General features: G+C 70.8%; 15 protein-coding genes. 9 read left to right on the plus strand and 6 right to left on the minus strand.

What is annotated here, in order from left to right:
* Positions 1-54 precede the first annotated feature (54 nt).
* Positions 55-1,119: a bifunctional DNA-binding transcriptional regulator/O6-methylguanine-DNA methyltransferase Ada gene (gene ada, locus AC0IY0_RS23890; protein WP_419830866.1), complete on the plus strand. Its 1,065-nt coding sequence runs from the start codon at positions 55-57 to the stop codon at positions 1,117-1,119.
* A gap of 45 nt (positions 1,120-1,164) precedes the next feature.
* Here ada and AC0IY0_RS23895 read toward each other — a convergent pair whose 3' ends face one another.
* Positions 1,165-2,448 (minus strand): DUF5666 domain-containing protein, encoded by a 1,284-nt coding sequence (locus AC0IY0_RS23895; protein ID WP_471765822.1) that lies wholly within the window; start codon positions 2,446-2,448, stop codon positions 1,165-1,167.
* An 11-nt stretch (positions 2,449-2,459) separates the two neighbouring features.
* The gene (locus AC0IY0_RS23900; RefSeq protein ID WP_147909331.1) at positions 2,460-3,305 is read right to left on the minus strand and encodes a DUF6502 family protein; all 846 of its coding nucleotides are present in this window, start codon (positions 3,303-3,305) and stop codon (positions 2,460-2,462) included.
* Positions 3,306-3,468: 163 nt separating this feature from the next.
* On the opposite strand from AC0IY0_RS23900, the gene AC0IY0_RS23905 reads away from it, so the two are divergent.
* From AC0IY0_RS23905 to AC0IY0_RS23915, 3 genes are all read left to right on the plus strand, one after another.
* Positions 3,469-3,771 carry a hypothetical protein gene (locus tag AC0IY0_RS23905; protein ID WP_471765823.1) on the plus strand — a complete coding sequence of 101 codons (303 nt, stop codon included), beginning with the start codon at positions 3,469-3,471 and terminating at the stop codon, positions 3,769-3,771.
* Entirely contained in the window at positions 3,768-3,902 is a 135-nt protein-coding gene (locus tag AC0IY0_RS23910) for a hypothetical protein (RefSeq protein WP_461229960.1), read from the plus strand. The genes AC0IY0_RS23905 and AC0IY0_RS23910 overlap by 4 nt, the downstream gene beginning before the upstream one ends.
* A gap of 434 nt (positions 3,903-4,336) precedes the next feature.
* On the plus strand, positions 4,337-4,729 hold the full coding sequence (locus AC0IY0_RS23915; protein ID WP_471765825.1) for a hypothetical protein: 393 nt from the start codon (positions 4,337-4,339) through the stop codon (positions 4,727-4,729).
* On the opposite strand, the gene grpE is transcribed toward AC0IY0_RS23915, so the two are convergent.
* From grpE to AC0IY0_RS23930, 3 genes are all read right to left on the minus strand, one after another.
* Complete coding sequence (gene grpE, locus AC0IY0_RS23920) at positions 4,730-5,359, minus strand: nucleotide exchange factor GrpE (RefSeq protein WP_471765827.1); 630 nt, start codon at positions 5,357-5,359, stop codon at positions 4,730-4,732.
* Positions 5,360-5,447: 88 nt separating this feature from the next.
* Entirely contained in the window at positions 5,448-8,240 is a 2,793-nt protein-coding gene (locus AC0IY0_RS23925; RefSeq protein ID WP_147909335.1) for a [protein-PII] uridylyltransferase, read from the minus strand.
* Between the two features lie 121 nt (positions 8,241-8,361).
* Positions 8,362-9,780, minus strand: coding sequence for a TAXI family TRAP transporter solute-binding subunit (locus tag AC0IY0_RS23930; RefSeq protein WP_147909348.1), 1,419 nt, complete (start codon positions 9,778-9,780; stop codon positions 8,362-8,364).
* Positions 9,781-9,935: 155 nt separating this feature from the next.
* Here AC0IY0_RS23930 and AC0IY0_RS23935 point away from each other — a divergent pair, with 155 nt between their 5' ends.
* The 4 genes from AC0IY0_RS23935 (at position 9,936) to polA (ending at position 16,794) form a co-directional block, all read left to right on the plus strand.
* The gene (locus AC0IY0_RS23935) at positions 9,936-10,550 is read left to right on the plus strand and encodes a regulatory protein RecX (protein WP_147909336.1); all 615 of its coding nucleotides are present in this window, start codon (positions 9,936-9,938) and stop codon (positions 10,548-10,550) included.
* 99 nt (positions 10,551-10,649) lie between these two features.
* Entirely contained in the window at positions 10,650-11,861 is a 1,212-nt protein-coding gene (locus AC0IY0_RS23940) for a putative DNA modification/repair radical SAM protein (protein WP_471765828.1), read from the plus strand.
* Positions 11,861-13,342 (plus strand): UdgX family uracil-DNA binding protein, encoded by a 1,482-nt coding sequence (locus AC0IY0_RS23945; protein ID WP_187193418.1) that lies wholly within the window; start codon positions 11,861-11,863, stop codon positions 13,340-13,342. Before AC0IY0_RS23940 ends, AC0IY0_RS23945 begins: the two co-directional genes overlap by 1 nt.
* 299 nt (positions 13,343-13,641) lie before the next feature.
* On the plus strand, positions 13,642-16,794 hold the full coding sequence (gene polA, locus AC0IY0_RS23950) for a DNA polymerase I (protein ID WP_419830863.1): 3,153 nt from the start codon (positions 13,642-13,644) through the stop codon (positions 16,792-16,794).
* Between the two features lie 97 nt (positions 16,795-16,891).
* Here polA and AC0IY0_RS23955 read toward each other — a convergent pair whose 3' ends face one another.
* Positions 16,892-17,416 carry a GrpB family protein gene (locus tag AC0IY0_RS23955; RefSeq protein WP_471765830.1) on the minus strand — a complete coding sequence of 175 codons (525 nt, stop codon included), beginning with the start codon at positions 17,414-17,416 and terminating at the stop codon, positions 16,892-16,894.
* Positions 17,417-17,511: 95 nt separating this feature from the next.
* Here AC0IY0_RS23955 and AC0IY0_RS23960 point away from each other — a divergent pair, with 95 nt between their 5' ends.
* Positions 17,512-19,599, plus strand: a complete 2,088-nt coding sequence (locus AC0IY0_RS23960; RefSeq protein ID WP_471765832.1) for a hybrid sensor histidine kinase/response regulator — start codon at positions 17,512-17,514, stop codon at positions 19,597-19,599.
* The last annotated feature ends 13 nt before the right edge of the window (positions 19,600-19,612 follow it).

The raw sequence follows: 19,612 nt of genomic DNA on the forward strand, positions 1-19,612 counted from the left end.
CCTCTCCCCCGCCTGCCCCTCCCCAATGCGCCTGCGCCGCCGCATAGTCCCGCCATGAGCGTTCCCCCGACAGCCGATCCCGAGGAGGCCGCCCGCCGGGCGGCGCTCGCCGCCCGCGACGGGCGGGCGGACGGCACCTTCGTGTACGCGGTCCGCACGACGGGGGTGTATTGCCGCCCGAGCTGCCCGTCGCGGGCGGCCCGGCCCGAGAACGTCACCTTCCACCGCACCTGCGCGGAGGCGGAAGAAGCCGGCTTCCGGCCGTGCCGCCGCTGCCGGCCGGACGAGCCCGGTCCGTCCGTGCGCCGGGCGGAGGCCGTGGCCCGGGCCTGCCGGCTGATCGAATCCGCCGAGACGGTGCCGCCGCTGTCCGAGCTCGCCCGCGCTGCCGGCCTGAGCGCGTACCATTTCCACCGGGTGTTCAAAGCCGCCACCGGGGTGACCCCCAAAGCCTACGCGGAGGCCCGACGGGCCGGGGCCCTGGCGGCCGCGCTGCCAAGAGCGTCAACCGTCACCGAGGCGCTCTATGATGCCGGCTATGCGACAGCGAGCCGGTTCTACGCCGGCGCCGCACAGCGGCTCGGCATGGCGCCTGCCGCCTACCGCAAGGGCGGGCTCGGCATCCGTATGCGCTTCGGCGTCGGCGCCTGCACCCTGGGAGCGATCCTGGTCGCCGCCACGGAGGCCGGCCTCTGCGCGATCCTGCTCGGCGACGACCCCGAACTTCTCGTCCGCGACCTGCAGGACCGGTTCCCGGGGGCCGAGATCGAGGGTGGCGACCCCGCGTTCGAGGCCTGGATGGCGCGGGTCATCGGGCTCGTGGAGGCGCCGGGCACCGGCCTCGACCTGCCCCTCGACATCCGCGGCACCGCCTTCCAGCAGCGCGTCTGGGCGGCCTTGCGGGCGATCCCGGTTGGATCGACCGCTACCTACGCGGACATCGCCCGCGCCATCGGGGCGCCTACATCCATGCGGGCCGTTGCCCAGGCCTGCGGGGCGAACCACCTCGCGGTGGCGATCCCGTGCCACCGGGTGGTCCGCTCGGACGGATCCCTGTCAGGCTACCGCTGGGGCGTGGACCGCAAGCGCGACCTGCTCGCGCGCGAGGCGGAAGGCTAGAGAGAAACTAAAGCCGCGGAGGTGGGATCGCATGGGCGGCAAGCCTCAGCGCCGGCCGCCGCTGGGTGGGCCGCCGAAACCGCCCGGTCCTCCGCCCGGGCCACCGAATCCCCCGCCGGGACCTCCCGGGACCGCGCCGAAGCCGCCGCGCGGCCCACCGAACCCGCCGGGCCCGTCCGCGCCGGGGATGCGGCCGGCCCCGGGCCGGGTGTCGATCGCCGGGCCGTGGGAATCGCCGAGCCCCCCGAACGGGCTCTGCCGGGGGCCCGGCTCGGTGCCGAAGCGCTCGGGGACATTGCGGGGCAATTCGGGCAGGTCGGGCAGCTTCTGCAGGTCGAGGCGGTCGCGCTCCCGCTCGAAGCGTGGCGCGTCCGGCGATTGCAGGCGATCGGGCGCGATCCGGTCGTCGATCCGCAGTCGCTCCATCGTGAGCCTGCCATCCGGGGCGATGTCGGCGGTGAGGACGCCGCGCACGCTGCCCTGGCGCGGGACGCGCAGGCCTGCGCGTCCCGACACGGCGAGGCCCGAACCGAGGTCCAGACCACCGCCGGCGCGACCGATATAGGCTTCGACCGACACCGTCCTCAGGCCGGGCGGGAACGGCAGCCCGACCTGGGCGGCGTTGGTCACGGCGAAGGCGCCGGCCTCGGTGGCGCCGGTCACCAGGGCGCGCTGGCCCGGGGGCAGGACGTCGGCTCCCTTCAGGCGCAGGCCGCCGATGGAAAGGCCGCCGCCCGCGTCGCGGCGCACCGGCCCGGCGACGCGGTCGGGCCCGAAGCTGCGCGGCTCGATCAGGCTCGCCACGATCACGCCGTCCGGCCGGCGCAGGCCGCTCACGGCGACGCGGGTGCCGGGCTTCCAGTCCCCCGCCAGGTCACCGGTGGAGACCCGCTGGCCGAGCACGATCATCCGCCCGGGCGCGAGCGATTCCACCGGCCCGACCACCTCGCTGACCACGGCGATGCGGCTTGTGCCCAGGCCGCCGCGCTCCGGCCGGGCGACCACGTGCACGACCTGGCCGATCTTCAGGTCGGCCGCCTTGGCGGGCTCCCCGTCGATCTCCACCGCGACCTCGGGCGGGTAGGCGATGCGCAGGTCGTTGACGACGATCGAGCCGAAGCGGCGGATCGTGCCGATCACCCCGGTGCCGCCGATGCCGCGGTCGCCCTCGCCGAGGGCACCGTCCTTCGGCTCGTCGGTCATCTTCATGCCGGTGCCGCCGATGCCCTGGTCGCGCGGGTTTTCCTGGGGCAGGGCGGCGCCCGGCAGCAGGCTGGCGGTGCCCGCGAGCAGGCGGAGGACGAATCGGCGGTTTGGCGAGGATTGCACCGGCCTGCCTCTCAGCGCCCGTCCGTGGACCGGGCCGGCGGGGCGGCCTCGGCGTAGACGTAGAGGCCGAAGTTCCACCGGTGATCGCCGCCGGAATCGGTCTGGCAGGCGGCATGCGCCTCGCGGTTGGCCTGCTGCAGGGCCTCCATGGCGATCTCGCGGGCCCGCGCCTCGAGCTTGACCGCAAGCGCCTCGGACAGCCCGTCGTAATGCACGGCCCGCTCGAGGAAGCGCGGTTTGTCGCCGACAATGTTGGCGACACTGGCCGCGATATGGTCGTGCAGGTTGCGGCCGAAATAGTAGAGCTGCGGCTCGGCCGAACCGTCCCCGCGCGGCACGTAGGCCGCCTCGGCCAGAACGATCCGGTCCTGCGGGTCCAGGGAGGCGAGCCCGCGGTCGAGCCACTCGTCGAGCACCGCGCGGGGGCGCAAATCGCGGGTGATGCCGGAGACCAGGACCTCGAAGGACGGCGCGCCCGCATCCGCTGTCCGTGGCAGCGGCAGCGGCTGGCCCTGCGGATCGGTGAAGGCCGGGTCGGCGATCCAGCGTGCGATGATCCGGCTCGTGCGCGAGACCACGGCCGGCACGGCGCTCACCGGCGCCCCGGCCCCGCGCAGGCGCCGCACTTCCTTCCGGTGGATGCCGGTCAACAACGAGACCCGGCTGTCGGTCTGCTCCTTGCCGGGCAGAGCGAAGTCGTACTCGGCGACGTTCACGTAGAGTTCGCGCAACAGGTCGGTAAGCGCCGGGAATGTGATCCCGCGCGCTACGAGCAGGCGCACCAGCGGGCGCAGCAGCCGGGCCAGCGGCGCATGCAGGCTGGCGCCCTCCGGTTTCGTGGCGGGGGTCTCGGACATGCTCGTAGGGTTAGACGATGTGTCGTGGGAGACAATCCCACGAGGTGTGCAACCACACCCCGGACCGCCGATTTTTCGTTGACGTGGGAATTTTACACACATAACTGAGATGCGTGGTCAAATTTCCCACGTTCTTGACGGGGCTAGGACGATGAGTGCCAAGATGCGCAGACTGACCGCCGAGGCGCTGCCGCCGCTCACGCTGCCCACGAAGGCGCCATCTCGGCCCCGCCAATCCGATCCCGTGCCGCGGCTGCGGCGGATCGCCTGCCTCCTCACAGCGCTCGCACTGCCGGCCCTGGGGACCGCCGTCGCCGACACGGCTCACCGGGCCGGCGAGACGACGGGGTCGCAGGCCGCCGCACCCGTCATCCTACGGAACGCGGCGGCTCTCCACGCCTATGGGCACCCGCACCTGCAAACGGACGCCGCGCTGAGCCGCCCACGCGTGGGTTCCCGGTCGTGAACGCCGTGTTCCGGGTCATGACCGACCGTGATCGCCAGGTGCCGAACTGCGGCGGTGCGCCGATCCTCGATCTCGCCCTCTGCCTCATCCTCTCCGTGACCGTCATCGGGCTGCTGCTGCTCGCCCTCTGAAGCCTCGCGCGACCGCCGCCCGGGCGCGGCGCGCGCTCGGCTGGTGCGACGGGCAGGGGCCTCGAATACGCGGTCTGGCCCAGGCAGCTGCGGAAGAACGCTTCGCCAGGATGGAGGGGCTGGGCATCTCCGGTTCAGCCACCGGGTCAGCCGGCTGGATACTACAACGTCAGAGATCCGACGTATTGCGGTGCCGGCAAACAGGATTTGGGATCCGCGTCGACGCGTGCCGGTGTGAAGTACCGATTTTAGTCAACATTCGCGGCGAGCGATCTTGACGATATCGTTCCGCTCGGCCGCAATGCACGGTGTTCGGCTCCGCGAATCCATCGGCCGGCCGGGATCGTCCGCGCCAGTCGGGGTCACACGGATGCCGAATGCCGCGCCGGTCCCGCCGCGTGGCGTCAGGAGGCATCACCGATGCAGGATCGGCCGTGAACGCTCCCAGCCTGCCCCCCATTGCGACGGCCCTGCTGACCCTCGGTCTCACCGTCGGTGCCGCGGCTGCGCAAGAGATCGTGCCGCCCGGGCCCTCAAGCCGGGGCGCGCTCCTGATCCACGGCAATTTCTGTGGTCCGGGGAACCGCGGCCCCGGCTACGCGCCGATCGACGCGCTCGATCTCGCTTGCGCGCATCACGATGCCTGCTGGCCGGATCCAGCTTTAGGGCTGCTGCCGGCCTGCGCCTGCAATCGACGTCTTGAAGTCGAGGCGGGTCTGGTCGCCCGCGATCCGTGGTCGCCGGTCGAGACGCGGCAGACGGCGCGGTTCATCGCGGACTTCGCGACCGCGCTGCCTTGCGCGGACGCGTCGGGGCAGATCCGCTGATCAGGCGGCGTCGGCGGGGTTCGCGGCCGCCTTGGGGCCGCCCTTGGCGACGCCGACCAGCGCCGGGCGGAGTACCCGCTCGCCAATCACGTAGCCGGTCTGCACGACCTGCACGACGGTGCCGGCCGGGACATCGGGGTTCGGCACCTCGAACATGGCCTGGTGCCGGTTCGGGTCGAACTTCTGGCCCTCCGGCTCGACGGGCTTCACCCCGTGCCGCTCCAGGGTCTTGGCCAAGTCGCGCTCGGTCAGCTCGATGCCGTCGATCAGCCCCTTGAAGGCGCCGTCCGCGGCGGCCTTCGCGTCCCCCGGGACGCTGTCGAGGGCCCGGTGGATGTTGTCGGCGACATTCAGAACGTCGCGGGCGAAGTTCGTGACCGCGTAGGCGCGCGCATCCGCGATCTCCCGCTCGGTCCGGCGGCGCAGGTTCTCCATCTCGGCCAGCGTGCGCAGCATCCGGTCCTTCAGCTCGTCGCGCTCGGCGGTGAGGAGGGCCAGGGCCTCGGCCACCGGATCGACGGACGCCGCGGCGGCGCCCGTGCCCGGCGACGTGGTCTCCTGGGCCGCGCTGGCACCGGCCTCGACCGTGGTCTGGCGCTGGTCGTCCTGGGACATGTCGTTGCTCGTCATCGCGGTTCAGTCGTCGGCAAGGAGGGGGGAGGAGAATCGAATTCGGCGCTGATATCTGGCCCGGGGCGGCCGAAATCAACCCGCACGCTCACGCCTCGCGCGGCGGCGGCGCGGCGACCAGGGCTTCCAGGCCCTCGGCCCGGAGGACGGCGACGTCGCCCGCGAACACCTCGAGCATCGCCTTGCGGATCGCCGCCTGCCGGTCGGGCTGCGTCACCCGCGTGCCGGTGAGGTCGGTGACGTAGAAGACGTCCACCGCGCGCTCGCCGAAGGTGGCCACGTGCGCCGAGGTGATGTTGAGCGACAGCCGGCCGAACGCCGTGGTCAGCTCGTAGAGCAGGCCCGGCCGGTCGAGGCCGGTCACCTCCACCACGGTCTCGCGGCTCGACAGGGCGTTGTCGATCCCGACATCCGGCGGCACCAGGAAGGTCTTGGCCTGGGCGCTGGTCGGCGGGTGCTTGTCGGCCACGAGGTCGGCGATGCGGATCTCGCCCTTCAGGGAGCGCTCGATCGCGGCCGTGATGCGCCTGCTCCGGCGCAGCTCGTCCTCGTCGCGCTCGAAGGCCCGGGAGATGAAGATCGTGTCGAGGGCGAAGCCGTCGGTGGTGGTGAAGATCTGCGCATCGACGATGTTGCTGCCGGCCGCCGCGCAGGCCCCCGTGACGATCGCGAGCAGGCGCGGGTGGTCCGGCGAGTAGATCGTGACCTCGGTCACGCCCCGCACCGGATCCAGGGCCACGTCGGTGGCGCTGGTGCGGCCCTCGCTCAGCACGTCGCGGAGGAAGACCGCGTTCTTGATCTGGCGCGGGCTGTCGACCTTCAGCCAGTAGGCCTGGCCGTGGCGCGCCGCGTAGGCATCGAACTCCTCCGAGGCCCAGCCGGGCAGCTGTTCGCGCAGGCTCATCTGGACCAGGCGCACCCGGTCGGTGCGGGCGATCTCGGAATGGCCGCCCGAGAGGAACACCTCGGTCTCATCGTAGAGGGTGCGGACCAGGGTGCCCTTCCAGGCGGTCCAGACCCCGGGGCCGACCGCGCTGATGTCGGCCACCGTCAGGATGGTCAGGAGCTTCAGCCGCTCCAGGCTCTGCACCACCGAGGCGAATCGCTCGATCGTCTTGCCGTCCGACAGGTCGCGGCTCTGCGCGGTCATCGACATCAGCAGGTGATGCTCGACCAGCCAGGCCACGGTCTCGGTCTCGGCCTCGGTCAGCCCGAAGCGCGGGCAGAGCCGCGCGGCGATGGCCGCCCCGGCGATCGAGTGGTCCTCGGGTCGGCCCTTGGCGATGTCGTGCAGCAGGATCGCGGCGTAGAGCGCCGTGCGGTTGTGGATCGTGTGGATCAGGCGCGAGACCAGTGGGTAGGCCTCCTCGGCGCGGCCCGACTCGATGGCAGCCAGGATGCCGACGGTGCGCAGCAGGTGCTCGTCCACCGTGAAGTGGTGGTACATGTTGAACTGCATCATCGCGACGATGCGGCCGAAATCCGGGATGAAGCGACCCAGCACGCCGGCCTCGTTCATCTCGCGCAGGGCCTCCTCGGGGGCGTTGCGCGAGGTCAGGATGTCGATGAACAGCCGGTTGGCTTCCGGATCCGCCCGCAGGGTCGGGGTGATGAGCCGGCGCGACCGGTTCGCCAGGCGCTTGGCGTCCGGGTGGATCGCGAGGTTGTGGCGGTCGGCCAGCCAGAACAGGCGGATCAGGTTGACCGGGTCGCGCTCGAACGCGTCCTCGGCGCGCAGGTTCACCCGGCCGTGGTCGATCCAGAAATCCTCGGCCTCGATCGCGGTGGCGCGGAAGCGGTCGCGGAACCGGCCGATCCAGCGGTCGAGCACCGGCGTGCGCTTGGCGTGGCGCGCCTCCAGCTCGGCGCAGACGATGGCGGTGAGGTCGCCCACGTCCTTGGCGACGCGGAAATACGCCTTCATGAAGCGCTCGACCCCGGACAGGCCGCCCCGCGCCTCGTAGCCGAAGCGCTCGGCGATCCGCGGCTGCAGCCCGAAGGACAGCCGCTCCTCCGCCCGCTTGGTGACGAAGTGCATGTGGCAGCGGACCCGCCACAGGAACTCGTCGCAGCGCTCGAACAGCGCGTATTCCTCCTGGGTGAACAGGCCGGCGCCGACGAGCTCGATCTGGTCGCGCACCCGGTAGGTGTACTTGGCGATCCAGAACAGCGTGTTCAGGTCGCGCAGGCCGCCCTTGCCGTCCTTGACGTTGGGCTCGACCAGGTAACGCGAGGTGCCCGCCTTCGAGACCCGGGCGTCGCGCTCGCGCAGCTTGGCGTCGACGAACTCGGCGGCCGAGCCGATCACCAGCTCGGCGTCGAAGCGCGTCACCAGCTCCTCGAACAGGATCCGGGTGCCGAACAGGTAGCGCGCCTCGAGGAGCGCGGTGCGGATCGTCATGTCGGCCTTTGCCTCGCGGAGGCATTCCTCCACGGAGCGGGTGGCGTGGCCGACCTTCAGCTTCAGGTCCCACAGGACGTAGAGCATCGCCTCGACGACGCTCTCCGACCACGCGGTCTGCTTGTACGGCAGCAGGAACAGCAGATCGATGTCGGAGCCCGGCGCCATCGTGCCCCGGCCGTAGCCGCCGGTGGCGACCACGGCGAGCTGCTCGCCGGTCGAGGGGTTGTCGTTGGGGTAGAGCTGCCGCACCACCGCGTCGTGGATCGTCTGCACCACGGCGTCGGTCAGGTTCGACAAGGCCTGTGCGCAGCCAAGGCCGTTGCGGTCCTGCAGAAGCTGCGCCTCCGCGGCGCGGTGGCCGTCCTCGATGACCCGGCGCAACTCGGGCACGAGTGCGGCGCGCAGCTTGGTCGGCTCGCGGGCTTCGCGGTCGAGGTTGGCAAGGACCGTTTCGAGGGCGGCGGCGGGATCGAACATGCCCCCCGTTAGCATGATATGCCTACGCCGCCAGCCGGGCGGTGATGCACGGGACACAGTGGTCCCTCCCGACCCGCATACCATTCCGCGTCGACGCGGGCGCCGGCGCGGACGGCCACCGTTATTCCGCGGCCGGCAGGTTGAGGGCCAGCAGCCGCGCGGTGCGCCGCTTGGCCGTCGCCCCTGGCGCCGAATCGTCGGCCCGCCGCCGCGCGTCCGAGATCGCCGCGTGGACGCCGTCCACCGCCAGGATCAGCGCGCTCACGGTCCGGGCGTCGATGCTGCGCTCCCGGGCGTAGCAGACGACGTCGGCCACGAGCCCGTCCGTCTCGATCGCGATCGTGTCGAGTTCGGCCGCGCTGGTGGCGGCCCGAACCTCGCGCATGATGTCGAGCAGGCGGTCGAGCACGATGTCGATCCGCTCCCGGCGCTTGCGGGCCAGCCGCTGCCCGATCCAGGCGATGCCGGAGCCGATCGTGCCGCCGAAGAAGGCCAGCAGGTAGATGTAATCCTCGTAGCGATCCAGGAAGGTCTGCTGCTCGCGCTCGAAATAGTCGACGGCGCCGGGATGGTTCGGCAGGCGTGCCGACGTCGCCGCGACCGTGGTGTCGAAATCCGGCGCCTTCATCAGCTTGGCGGCCGGGGCCGCGGCGGCGAGCCGCGAGCGCCACTCGAACAGGTGCTGCGTCGCCGAGGCGATCGCGACCCGGCTGACCGAGCCCCGCGCCATCAGGCGGTAGGAGGCGCCGACGGTGCGGACCTCCTCGTCCGGGCGCTTCGGACGGCCGCCGAAGGTTCCGGCCGGGATCGACAGCGATTGCAATTCGGGGAAGCGCTGCAGGATCGCGTCCCCGTCCGGGATCGACACGAACCCGATCTTCCGATCGGGGGAACCCTGCTCAATGGCTCGCACCACCGCGCCCGCGATCTTCGAGGCGGGGCTGGCGATCACCGCCACCGCGTCGACGCGCTTCTCGGACAGCGCCGTCGCGACCTCGCCGAGCTTCAGCGGCACCACCTGCACGTGGCCGGATGCGATCTCGGCCGCCGGCTCGGCCTCCGGCGCATCCGCACCGGGGTTGTCGGGCAGAAGGTCGTAGAAGGAGAGAAGGTTGGTGAGGAACGGCAGGTCGGCGCTGTGGCGCACGACGATCCCGAGACGCTTGCGCGCCAGCGCCGGCACGTCCTCGATCTCGGAGGCCTCCGGCGCGGCGATCACCAGGGCTTCGTCGTGCAGGATCGCCAGCGTCAGGCCGTTCTCGGGCAGGAACACGTCCGGCCGCACCACCGCGAGGTCGGCCCGGTTGCGCTGGAGCGCCAGGGCGCTGTCGCGCACGTCCGAGAAGCGGACGACCTTGAGGCGCACGTCCTCGCGGCTCCGGTCGAGGGCGTTCGCGTAGGCCTCGATCAGCGCGGCCTCGGCTCCGTCCTGGGGGCCGACCGCCACCGTCAGCGTGGTCGGCCGGGATAGATAGACGATGCCGGCCGCGACCGCGGCCAGCCCGAAGGCTACCAGAACCAGGAGCCACTCGCGGCGCATCAGGATCGTCGCCGCGGCGCGCAGGCGTCGCCGCCACGGGCCGTGGGTGAGATCGGGCGAAGGACTTTGCTGCGGACCATGGCCGAGCCTGTCGCGTTGCGCGCGTTCCATCCCCAAGTCATGGAACGCAAACCTGTCGAGATCGTGAAGAACCGGTGAAACCACCAAACGTTGCAGAGACCGGGCCACGCGGACGCCCTGCGGGAAAAGACCGCAACGCGGAGCGCCGGCCGCCCGGACCGGTCAGCGCCGCCTGGCTGCAGCGGGTCGCGCTCTACTACCTCGAACGCTACAGCGCCTCGACCGAGATGCTGCGCCGGACCCTGGCGCGGCGGGTCGACAAGCGTGCGCGGCTGCGCGGCGAGGATCCGGCCCCCTTCGCCGAGATGGTCGACGCCACCGTGGCGCGGGCGGTCTCCGCCGGCCTTGTCGACGACGTCCGCTTCGCCGACGCCCGGCTCGCCACCCTGCGCCGGCGCGGCACGTCCAGCCGGGGCGCGGCGGCGAAGCTCGCCGCCAAGGGGGTGCCCCGCGACGTGGTCGAGGCAGCGATGCAGGCCGAGCGCGAGGCGATCCCCGATGCGGAGGCCGCCGATATCGAGATTCGGGCGGCGCACGCCTACGCCAAGCGGCGGCGCCTCGGAGTGCATCGTCGGCCCGACACCAGGGCGCTCTACCGCGACCGCGACCTCGGCGCCCTGGCCCGGGCGGGTTTTTCCTACGATCTTGCCCGCCGGGTGGTGGATGCCGACCCGGACGAGCCTGATTGAGGGGCCGCACCTCGGTCATCCGTCGGGTGCGGCATCGCGGACGGGGGCCGGCGACGGGTCGGCCTTGCCTCTTGGGGCATGTGGTTCATTGTCTGTTCGATGGACGAAACGCTGGCCAAGAAACTGCGCATCCTGGCAGATGCTGCGAAGTACGATGCGTCGTGCGCCTCTTCGGCGGCGCCCAAGCGCGCGGCCGGCAAGGACGGGCTCGGCTCCACCACCGGGGCCGGCATCTGCCACGCCTACACGCCGGACGGGCGTTGCGTTTCGCTGCTGAAGATCCTGCTGACCAACTGGTGCCTGTTCGACTGCGCGTATTGCATCAACCGGCGCTCCTCGAACGTCCGGCGGGCGAAGTTCACCGTGGAGGAGGTCGTGAACCTCACCCTGAACTTCTATCGGCGCAACTACATCGAGGGCCTGTTCCTGTCCTCGGGCATCATCAAGTCGCCCGACCACACGATGGAGCTGCTGACCCGGGTGGCGAAGTCGCTCCGGCGCGACCATGGCTTTGCCGGCTACATCCACCTCAAGTCGATCCCTGAGGCGAGCCCCTGGCTGATCGAGGAGGCGGGCCTCTACGCCGACCGGCTCTCCATCAACGTGGAATTGCCGACCGAAGCGAGCCTGCAGCGGTTGGCTCCCGAGAAGGACGGCGCCGCGATCCAGAACGCGATGGCGCAGATCGGCGAGCGCATCGTCGAGGCCAAGGCCGAGAAGCGGCGCTTCTCCCCGGCCGGGCACTCGACCCAAGTGATCGTCGGGGCGGACGCCACCACCGACGAGGCCCTGATCCGCAAGAGCGCGCATCTCTACGGCAGCGTCGGGCTGAAGCGGGTCTACTACTCGGCGTTCAGCCCGATCCCGGACGGGTCGGCGATCCTGCCGCCGAAGCCGCCGCCCCTCCAGCGCGAGCACCGGCTGTACCAGGCCGACTGGCTGCTGCGGTACTACGAGTTCACCCCCGACGAGGTCGCCGACGCCTCAGAGGGCGGCATGCTCGCCCTCGACATAGACCCCAAGCTGGCCTGGGCACTCAAGCACCGCGAGAAATTCCCCGTGGACGTGAACAAGGCCGACCGGGAGTGGCTGCTGCGCGTTCCCGGTCTCGGCGCGAAGGCCGTGGACAAGATCGTGACGGCGCGCCGCCACGCGACCCTGCGCCTCGACGACGTCGCCCGCCTGACATCGGGGCTGAAGCGCGCCCGGCCGTTCCTGATCGCGGCCGACCACCGCCCGGTCGGGCTCATCGACCGAGCCGACCTGCGCGAACGGCTGGTCGAACCGGCCCGGCAGCTGAGCTTGTTCTGATGAAGGCCGGAGGTGCGTCCGACTCTTCTCCTCCTGCGGGAGGAGGGGATGCGCATTCACCGCAGAGCATCCTCCTGCGCCCGGGCGCCGATCTCACAGGTTTCCGCGATGCCGCCCGCAGGCTCGTCGCGCAAGGCTTCCCGCCTGAGGCGGTGACGTGGTCGGTGACGGATTCCCCCGGCCTGTTCGGCGCCGAGACGACCCAGGCTCCGGCCGGTCCGCTCGCCCTGCCGAAACCCGTCGCCGGCCTGATCCCCCAGGTGATCCCGCACCGCGATCCGGAGCGCTACGGGCTGCTCTACGCCCTGATCTGGCGGGTCTGCCAGGGCGAGCGACACCTGATGGAGGTCGGTAGCGACCCCCTGGTCCACCGCCTCCACCGGATGGCGAAGGCGATCGGGCGCGACCTGCACAAGATGCACGCGTTCCTGCGCTTCCGCCGCGCCGAGGATTCGGGCGGGGAGCATTTCGTGGCGTGGTTCGAGCCCGATCACCACATCCTGGAGGCGGCCGCGCCGTTCTTCGTCGCGCGTTTCCGCGGCATGCGCTGGTCGATCCTAACGCCGGACGGGTCGGCGCATTGGGATACCGACACCCTGACCTACGGGCCGCCCGGGGACCGGGCCGCGCTCCCCGAGGGCGACGGCTTCGAGGCCGGCTGGCAGACTTATTACGAGAGCACGTTCAACCCGGCGCGCACCAACCTGAAGGCCATGCGGGCGGAAATGCCCAAGAAGTATTGGCGCAACATGCCCGAGACCGCAGCGATCCCCGCCCTCGTCCGGGCGGCGGCGGGCCGGACCGAAGCCATGATCGAGAGGGAGCCGACCTTGCCCACACGCCGCGAACCCGCCCGCGCCGTCGCCGCCATGGCCGACCAGGACCCGAAGACGCTCGACGAACTGAACGCGATCATCAAGCGCACCGAGCCGCTGGTCCCGGGCGCCACGCAGGCGGTTCTCGGCGAGGGGCCGGTCGGCGCGGCGATCGCCTTCGTGGGCGAGCAGCCGGGCGACCAGGAAGACCGGCAGGGCCGCCCCTTCGTCGGTCCCGCCGGGCAACTGCTCTCGCGGGCCATGGCGGAGGCCGGGATCGACCGGGGGGCGAGCTACCTCACGAACGCGGTCAAGCACTTCAAGTTCGAGGAGCGCGGCAAGCGCCGGATCCACCAGAAGCCCACGGCCGGCGAGGTCAGCCACTACCGCTGGTGGCTCGACCGGGAACTCGACTTCGTGGCCCCGAAGCTCGTGGTCGCGCTCGGCGCCACCGCGGTGCTGGCGCTCACCGGGAAGGCGGTGCCGATCACCCGGGCGCGCGGCCCGTTCCGGTTCGACCGCTTCGACAACCGCTTTCAGGGCTTCATCACGGTCCACCCGTCTTACCTGCTGCGCCTGCCCGACGAGGCCAAAGCGGACGCCTACGCGGCGTTCGTGGACGACCTGCGCCGGGTGGAGGAGATCGGCCGCGAGCTCGCGGCGTGATCGGCCATCGCGGCTGATCCCCGGCACTCGCGTTTGGACGGGGTGACTGGAGGGAGCCGACGCCTGAGCGCTGCCGCGAGGGCCCGGTATCCCGAGGTGCCGTGGCGACTGATCGCGGGAGCTGGCAGCGTCGATCACCACGGCTACGACAGCCTGACTCTGGACATCGTCTGGCTCACCGTCCACGACGAATGACCCTTTCCGATGGCGGCCTGCCGTGCCGAGCTGGATCGCACGCGCCCTGATCGCCCCGAGACGCCTTCGCCCCAGACGCCTTCGCCCATGACAGTCGAGCGCCCATGACCGTCGAGACCGCCGCCGCAAGTCCCAAGAAAGTCGGCCCGGGCGATCAGGTGATCCTGGTCGACGGCTCGTCGTTCATCTTCCGGGCCTATTTCCAGTCGATCAACCAGGACCAGAAGTACAATTCGCGTCCCTCGGACGGGCTGCCCACCGGCGCCGTGCGGCTGTTCTGCACGAAGATAGCCCAGTTCCTGCAGGAGGGCGCCGCCGGCATCATGCCGACCCATCTCGGCATCATCTTCGACAAGTCCGAGGGCTCGTTCCGCAAGGAGATGTTCCCGGATTACAAGGGCCATCGCCCGGACGCGCCGGACGACCTCAAGCGCCAGATGCCGCTGATGCGTGACGCGGTGCGGGCCTTCGGCCTGCACGCGGTGGAGCTGGTGCGCTACGAGGCGGACGACCTGATCGCCACCTATACGCGGCAGGCGGAGGCCCGGGGCGCGGGCGTCATCATCGTCTCGTCCGACAAGGACTTGATGCAGCTCGTCGGGCCGCTGGTCCGGTTCTACGACTTCGAATCGGGCTCGAAGGGCAAGGCCGGCTATCGGCCCGAGCGCAACCTCGACGTCGAGGCGATCATCGCCAAGTGGGAGGGGCTGCAGCCCAACCAGATCGGCGACGCGCTGGCGCTGATTGGCGACACCTCCGACAACGTCCCCGGCGTGCCCGGCATCGGCCTGAAGACCGCGGCGGCGCTGATCAAGGAGTTCGGCAGCCTCGAGGCGCTGCTGGAGCGGGCCGGCGAGATCAAGCAGCCCAAGCGCCGCGAGACCCTGCTGGCCAACGTCGAGCAGGCCAAGCTGTCGCGCAAGCTGGTGGCGCTGATGGAGGACGTCGCCGTCCCGGTGCCGCTGGACGACCTCACGGTGCCCAAGCCCGATCCCGAGAAGCTGGTCGGCTTCCTCAAGGCGATGGAGTTCAACACCCTGACCCGCCGCATCGCCCAGATGCTGCATGTCGACCCCGAGGCGGTAAGGCCCGATCCGGCGCTGCTGCCCGGGGCGAGGCCCCACGGCTACGGCAACGCCGGCGGCGGCGGCGACGCGGTGCCGTTCTTCGGCGATTCCGTGCCGCCCGATCCCGAGACTGCGGTGGCCGGTGCCGAGCGGCCGCCGGGCGCCGCCCCACCCGGCGGCGGCGAGGTGGACCCGTTCGCGGATCTCGACCTGCCGGACGCGCCGGCCAAGCCCCGGGCACCGATCGAGGCGACGCCGGGCAACGTCGTTGCCGCCCGCGCCGCGGAGGCCGTAGCGCCGTTCGACACCGCCGCCTACGAGACCGTCGCGTCCCTGGAGCAGCTCGACGCCTGGATCGCCGAGGCCGAGGAGGCCGGGGTGGTCGCGGTCGATACTGAGACCGACGCGCTCGACGCGCACAAGGCCGGGCTCGTCGGCGTCTCCCTGGCCACCGCCACCGGGCGGGCCTGCTACATCCCACTGGCCCATATCCAGGCCGCGAAGGTGCAGGCCGATTCCACCGACCTGTTCGGCGAGGGCGCGGCGGCCTCCGACGTGGCCGAGTCGGTGCCCGGCCAGATCCCCCTCGACGCGGCCATCGCCCGGCTGAAGCCGCTCCTCGAGAATCCCGGGGTGCTGAAGGTTGGTCAGAACCTCAAATACGATTGGGTCGTGCTGGCCCGCTACGGCATCGAGATCGCGCCGTTCGACGATACGATGCTGATCTCCTACGTGCTCGACGCCGGCAAGGGCGGGCACGGCATGGACGAGTTGGCTCGCCGCCATCTCGGCCACCAGCCGATTACGTTCTCCGACGTGGCCGGCACGGGGCGGAACAAGGTCAGCTTCGACCGGGTGGCGATCGACAAGGCCACCGCCTACGCGGCCGAGGATGCCGACGTCACGCTCCGCCTGTGGCGGATGATGAAGCCGCGCCTCGTCGCCGAGCGGCGGGTGGCGGTCTACGAGACCCTGGAACGGCCGCTCCTGCCGGTGATCGCCCGCATGGAGCAGCGCGGCATCCGGGTCGACCGCGAGATGCTGAGCCGGCTGTCCGGCGACTTCTCGCAGATCCTGGTCCGCCTGGAGGAGGAGATCCAGGAGGATGCCGGCGAAAAGTTTTCCGTCGGCTCGCCCAAGCAGATCGGCGACATCCTGTTTGGCAAGATGGGCCTGCCGGGGGCGAAGAAGACGCCCTCCGGCCAGTGGGCGACACCCGCGACCCTGCTCGAAGAACTGGCCCAGGCCGGGCACGAGCTTCCGAAAAAGATCCTGGAGTGGCGCCAGCTGTCGAAGCTGAAATCCACCTACACGGATTCGCTCCAGACCCATGCCGACCGGGAGACGGCGCGGGTCCATACCTCGTTCTCGCTGGCCGCCACCACCACGGGCCGCCTGTCCTCGTCCGAGCCGAACCTGCAGAACATCCCGATCCGCACCGAGGAGGGCCGGCGCATCCGCCGGGCATTCGTGGCGGCGCCTGGCAACCGGCTGATCTCGGCGGATTACTCGCAGATCGAGCTGCGGCTCCTGGCCCACATGGCCGACATCCCGGAGCTACGCAAAGCGTTCGCGGACGGCATCGACATCCACGCGGCGACCGCCTCGGCGATGTTCGGCGTGTCGCTCAAGGACATGACCCCCGACCTGCGGCGCCGGGCCAAGACCATCAACTTCGGCATCATCTACGGCATCTCGGCCTTCGGGCTGGCGGATCGCCTCGGCATCGGCCGGGAGGAGGCGTCGGCGTTCATCAAACAGTATTTTGAGCAGTTCCCGGGTATCCGAGACTACATCGACAGCACGAAGAAGATCTGCCGGGACAAAGGCTACGTCACGACGCTGTTCGGCCGGGTCTGCCACTACCCGCAGATCCGCTCCAACAACCCGTCCGAGCGCGCCAGCGTCGAGCGCCAGGCGATCAACGCCCCGATCCAGGGCTCGGCCGCCGACATCATCCGGCGCGCCATGACCCGGATGGAGACGGCCCTCGCCGCGCAGAAGCTCAAGGTCAGCATGCTGCTGCAGGTGCACGACGAGCTGGTCTTCGAGGCCGCCGAGGACGAGGTCGAGCGGGCGATCCCGATCATCCGCGGCGTAATGGAGGAGGCGCCGGCGCCGGCTCTGACGCTCCGGGTGCCGCTGGTGGTGGAGGCCAACGCGGCGGGGAACTGGCAGGAGGCGCATTGAGGTCGTCTAGCCTGCGCCGTCCCCGGGACCGGCTCTCGGTCCTCGATTCGGCGCCCTCGCTTTCGCCGAACCGGTATCCAATTCGGCGGGGAGCGCTCTAACCGTCGTCGCGCGACGAAGACGGCGGGCAGGATTGCAGGACGTCGCCAATGAACGCATCTTTGGCGGCGCGATAGACCGTCATCGGGTGATCGTGGTGGGCGCGCTTCAGAGTATTGTAGCGGGCTACCAGTTCGGGATCGGCGCGCAGGGCCGCAGCGAAACGGTGGAATACATCGAAGGGGCCGCCTTTGAGTGTGAGTTGGATCCCAAGGTGCGGCGTCCAGCCGTCATCCTGGAACGCCGCGAAGTCATCGGTGCGGACCGACCCGCCGTTGCGTGTGAAGCGTGCCGCGAGGCAATGTTCAGCGATGGCGAAGGCCTGCCGCTCGACACGCACCACGATATCGAGATCTCCTTTGGTCAAGCAGCCCGGTATGGCGGTGGCGCCGACGTGCAGGATCTCCGTCTCGAGAGGCAGGACGATCTCGAGTGCGCGCCAGACCACCGCGAACAACTGGTCCGCGGCTGCGTGGGCCGCGGCATTATCTTCGGTCAGACGGAAGCGCTGAACGTGGGTCATGACGGTCGATCTTCAATGCAAGTCCAGACGCCTTGGAAGCACGGTCGAAGACGGTCATACGCGGCATCACCCATGATGCAGATGACCATCATCCCGTGACCGACCCCCTGGCCTTCCTCTCCGGCGGCGGCGAGGCCGCGCGGATGATTCGTGCGCGGGACTGGACCGGCCACCCCCTCGGCCCGCCCACGACGTGGCCGGCGGAGCTCCGGACGGCCCTGTCGCTGGTGCTCAACTCGCCGGAATCGATGATCCTGGCCTGGGGGCCGGATCTGCATTTCTTCTTCAACGACACGTATGTCCCCTTGCTCGGGCCGCGGCTGCCCTGGGCGATGGGCGCGCGGTTCGAGGAGGTCTGGGCCGATGGCTGGGCGCAGGCCAAGCCGATCATCGATGCGGCCATGGAGGGCCGGCCCGAGCGGTTCATCGACCTGCCGTGGCGGCTCGACACCGACCGAGGCGCGCAGGACACCTGGTGGACCTTCTCGTATTCGCGGGTGCTCGACGCGGACGGCGCGGTCGCGGGCCTGTTCATCCTCACCAACGAGACCACCGGCCGGGTGTTGGCCGACGTCGCCCTCACGGAGAGCCGGGGCCGGCTGGAGACGGCGCTCGCGGAACTGCGCGACCTCAACGCCTCCCTGGCCCTGCAGGTCGAGGAGCGCACCGCCGACCGCAACGCCCTGTGGACCCTCTCCTCCGACATGATGCTGCGCTGCCTGTTCGACGGGACGATCACCGCCGTGAACCCGGCCTGGACGGAGGTGCTGGGCTGGCGGGCCGACGAACTCGTCGGCACCAACCTGATCGGCTTCGTCCACCCGGACGACCTGGGCCGCACCGCCGCGGGCGGGGAGCAACTGGCCGCGGGGCGCAGCCAGGCCCGCTTCGACAACCGCTACCGCCACCGGGACGGCAGCTACCGCTGGATCACCTGGGCGGCCCGGCCTGGCGACGGGGTGATCAACGCGGTCGGGCGCGACTTCACCGCTGAGCGCGAGCGGGCCGACGCGCTGGCTGCCGCCGAGGAGGCCCTGCGGCAATCGCAGAAGATGGAGGCGGTCGGCCAGCTCACCGGCGGTCTGGCCCACGACTTCAACAACCTGCTCGCCGGCATCTCCGGCTCGCTGGAGCTGATCCAGACCCGGCTGGCCCAAGGGCGCCTCATGGATGTGGACCGCTACATCAGCGCCGCCCAGGGCGCGTCCAAGCGCGCCGCCGCCCTGACGCACCGCCTCCTCGCCTTCTCGCGCCGGCAGACCCTCGACCCGAAGCCCACCGACGTGAACCGTCTGGTGGCCGGCCTGGAGGAAATGATCCGCCGCACGGTCGGCCCCGCCGTGACCGTGGCGGTGACGGCCGACCCGGACCTGTGGCCGGCCCTGGTGGACCCGCCGCAGCTCGAGAACGCCCTGCTCAACCTGTGCATCAACGCTCGGGACGCAATGCCCGAGGGCGGCCGCATCACCATCGAGACCGCCAACACCCGGCTCGACGCCCGCGCCGCCCGGTGCCACGACCTGCCGCCGGGCCAGTACCTGCTGCTGCGCGTCGCCGATACCGGCATCGGCATGGCGCCCGAGATCGTCGGCAAGGTGTTCGAGCCGTTCTTCACCACCAAGCCGATCGGGCAGGGCACCGGCCTCGGCCTGTCGATGATCTACGGCTTCGCCCAGCAATCGGGCGGCCAGGTGCGGATCGCCTCCGAACTCGGCCGCGGCACCGATGTCTGCCTCTACCTGCCCCGCCACCGGGGCGCCGTGGCCGAGGAGGACCCGCACGCCGCATTCGGCGCGCCAGCCCGGGCGGCGCCGGGGGAGACCGTGCTGGTGGTCGACGACGAGCCGACCGTACGCATGCTGGTGACCGAGGTGCTGGAGGATCTCGGCTACACGGCGATCGAGGCGGCCGACAGCGTCGCCGGCCTCAAGGTGCTGCAATCCGACGTGCGCATCGACCTACTGGTCAGCGATGTCGGGCTGCCGGGCGGCCTGAACGGGCGGCAGATGGCCGAGGCCGGCCGAGTCACGCGCCCGGGCCTCAAGGTGCTGTTCATCACCGGCTACGCGGAGCACGCCGTGCTGGGCAACGGCCCGCTCGCCCCCGGCATGCAGGTGATCACCAAGCCGTTCGGAGTCGAGGTTCTGGGCGCCCGCATCCGCGAGATGATCGGGACGGCTTGACCCCGCCGCCGGT

Source organism: Methylobacterium sp. AC315, assembly GCF_979253755.1.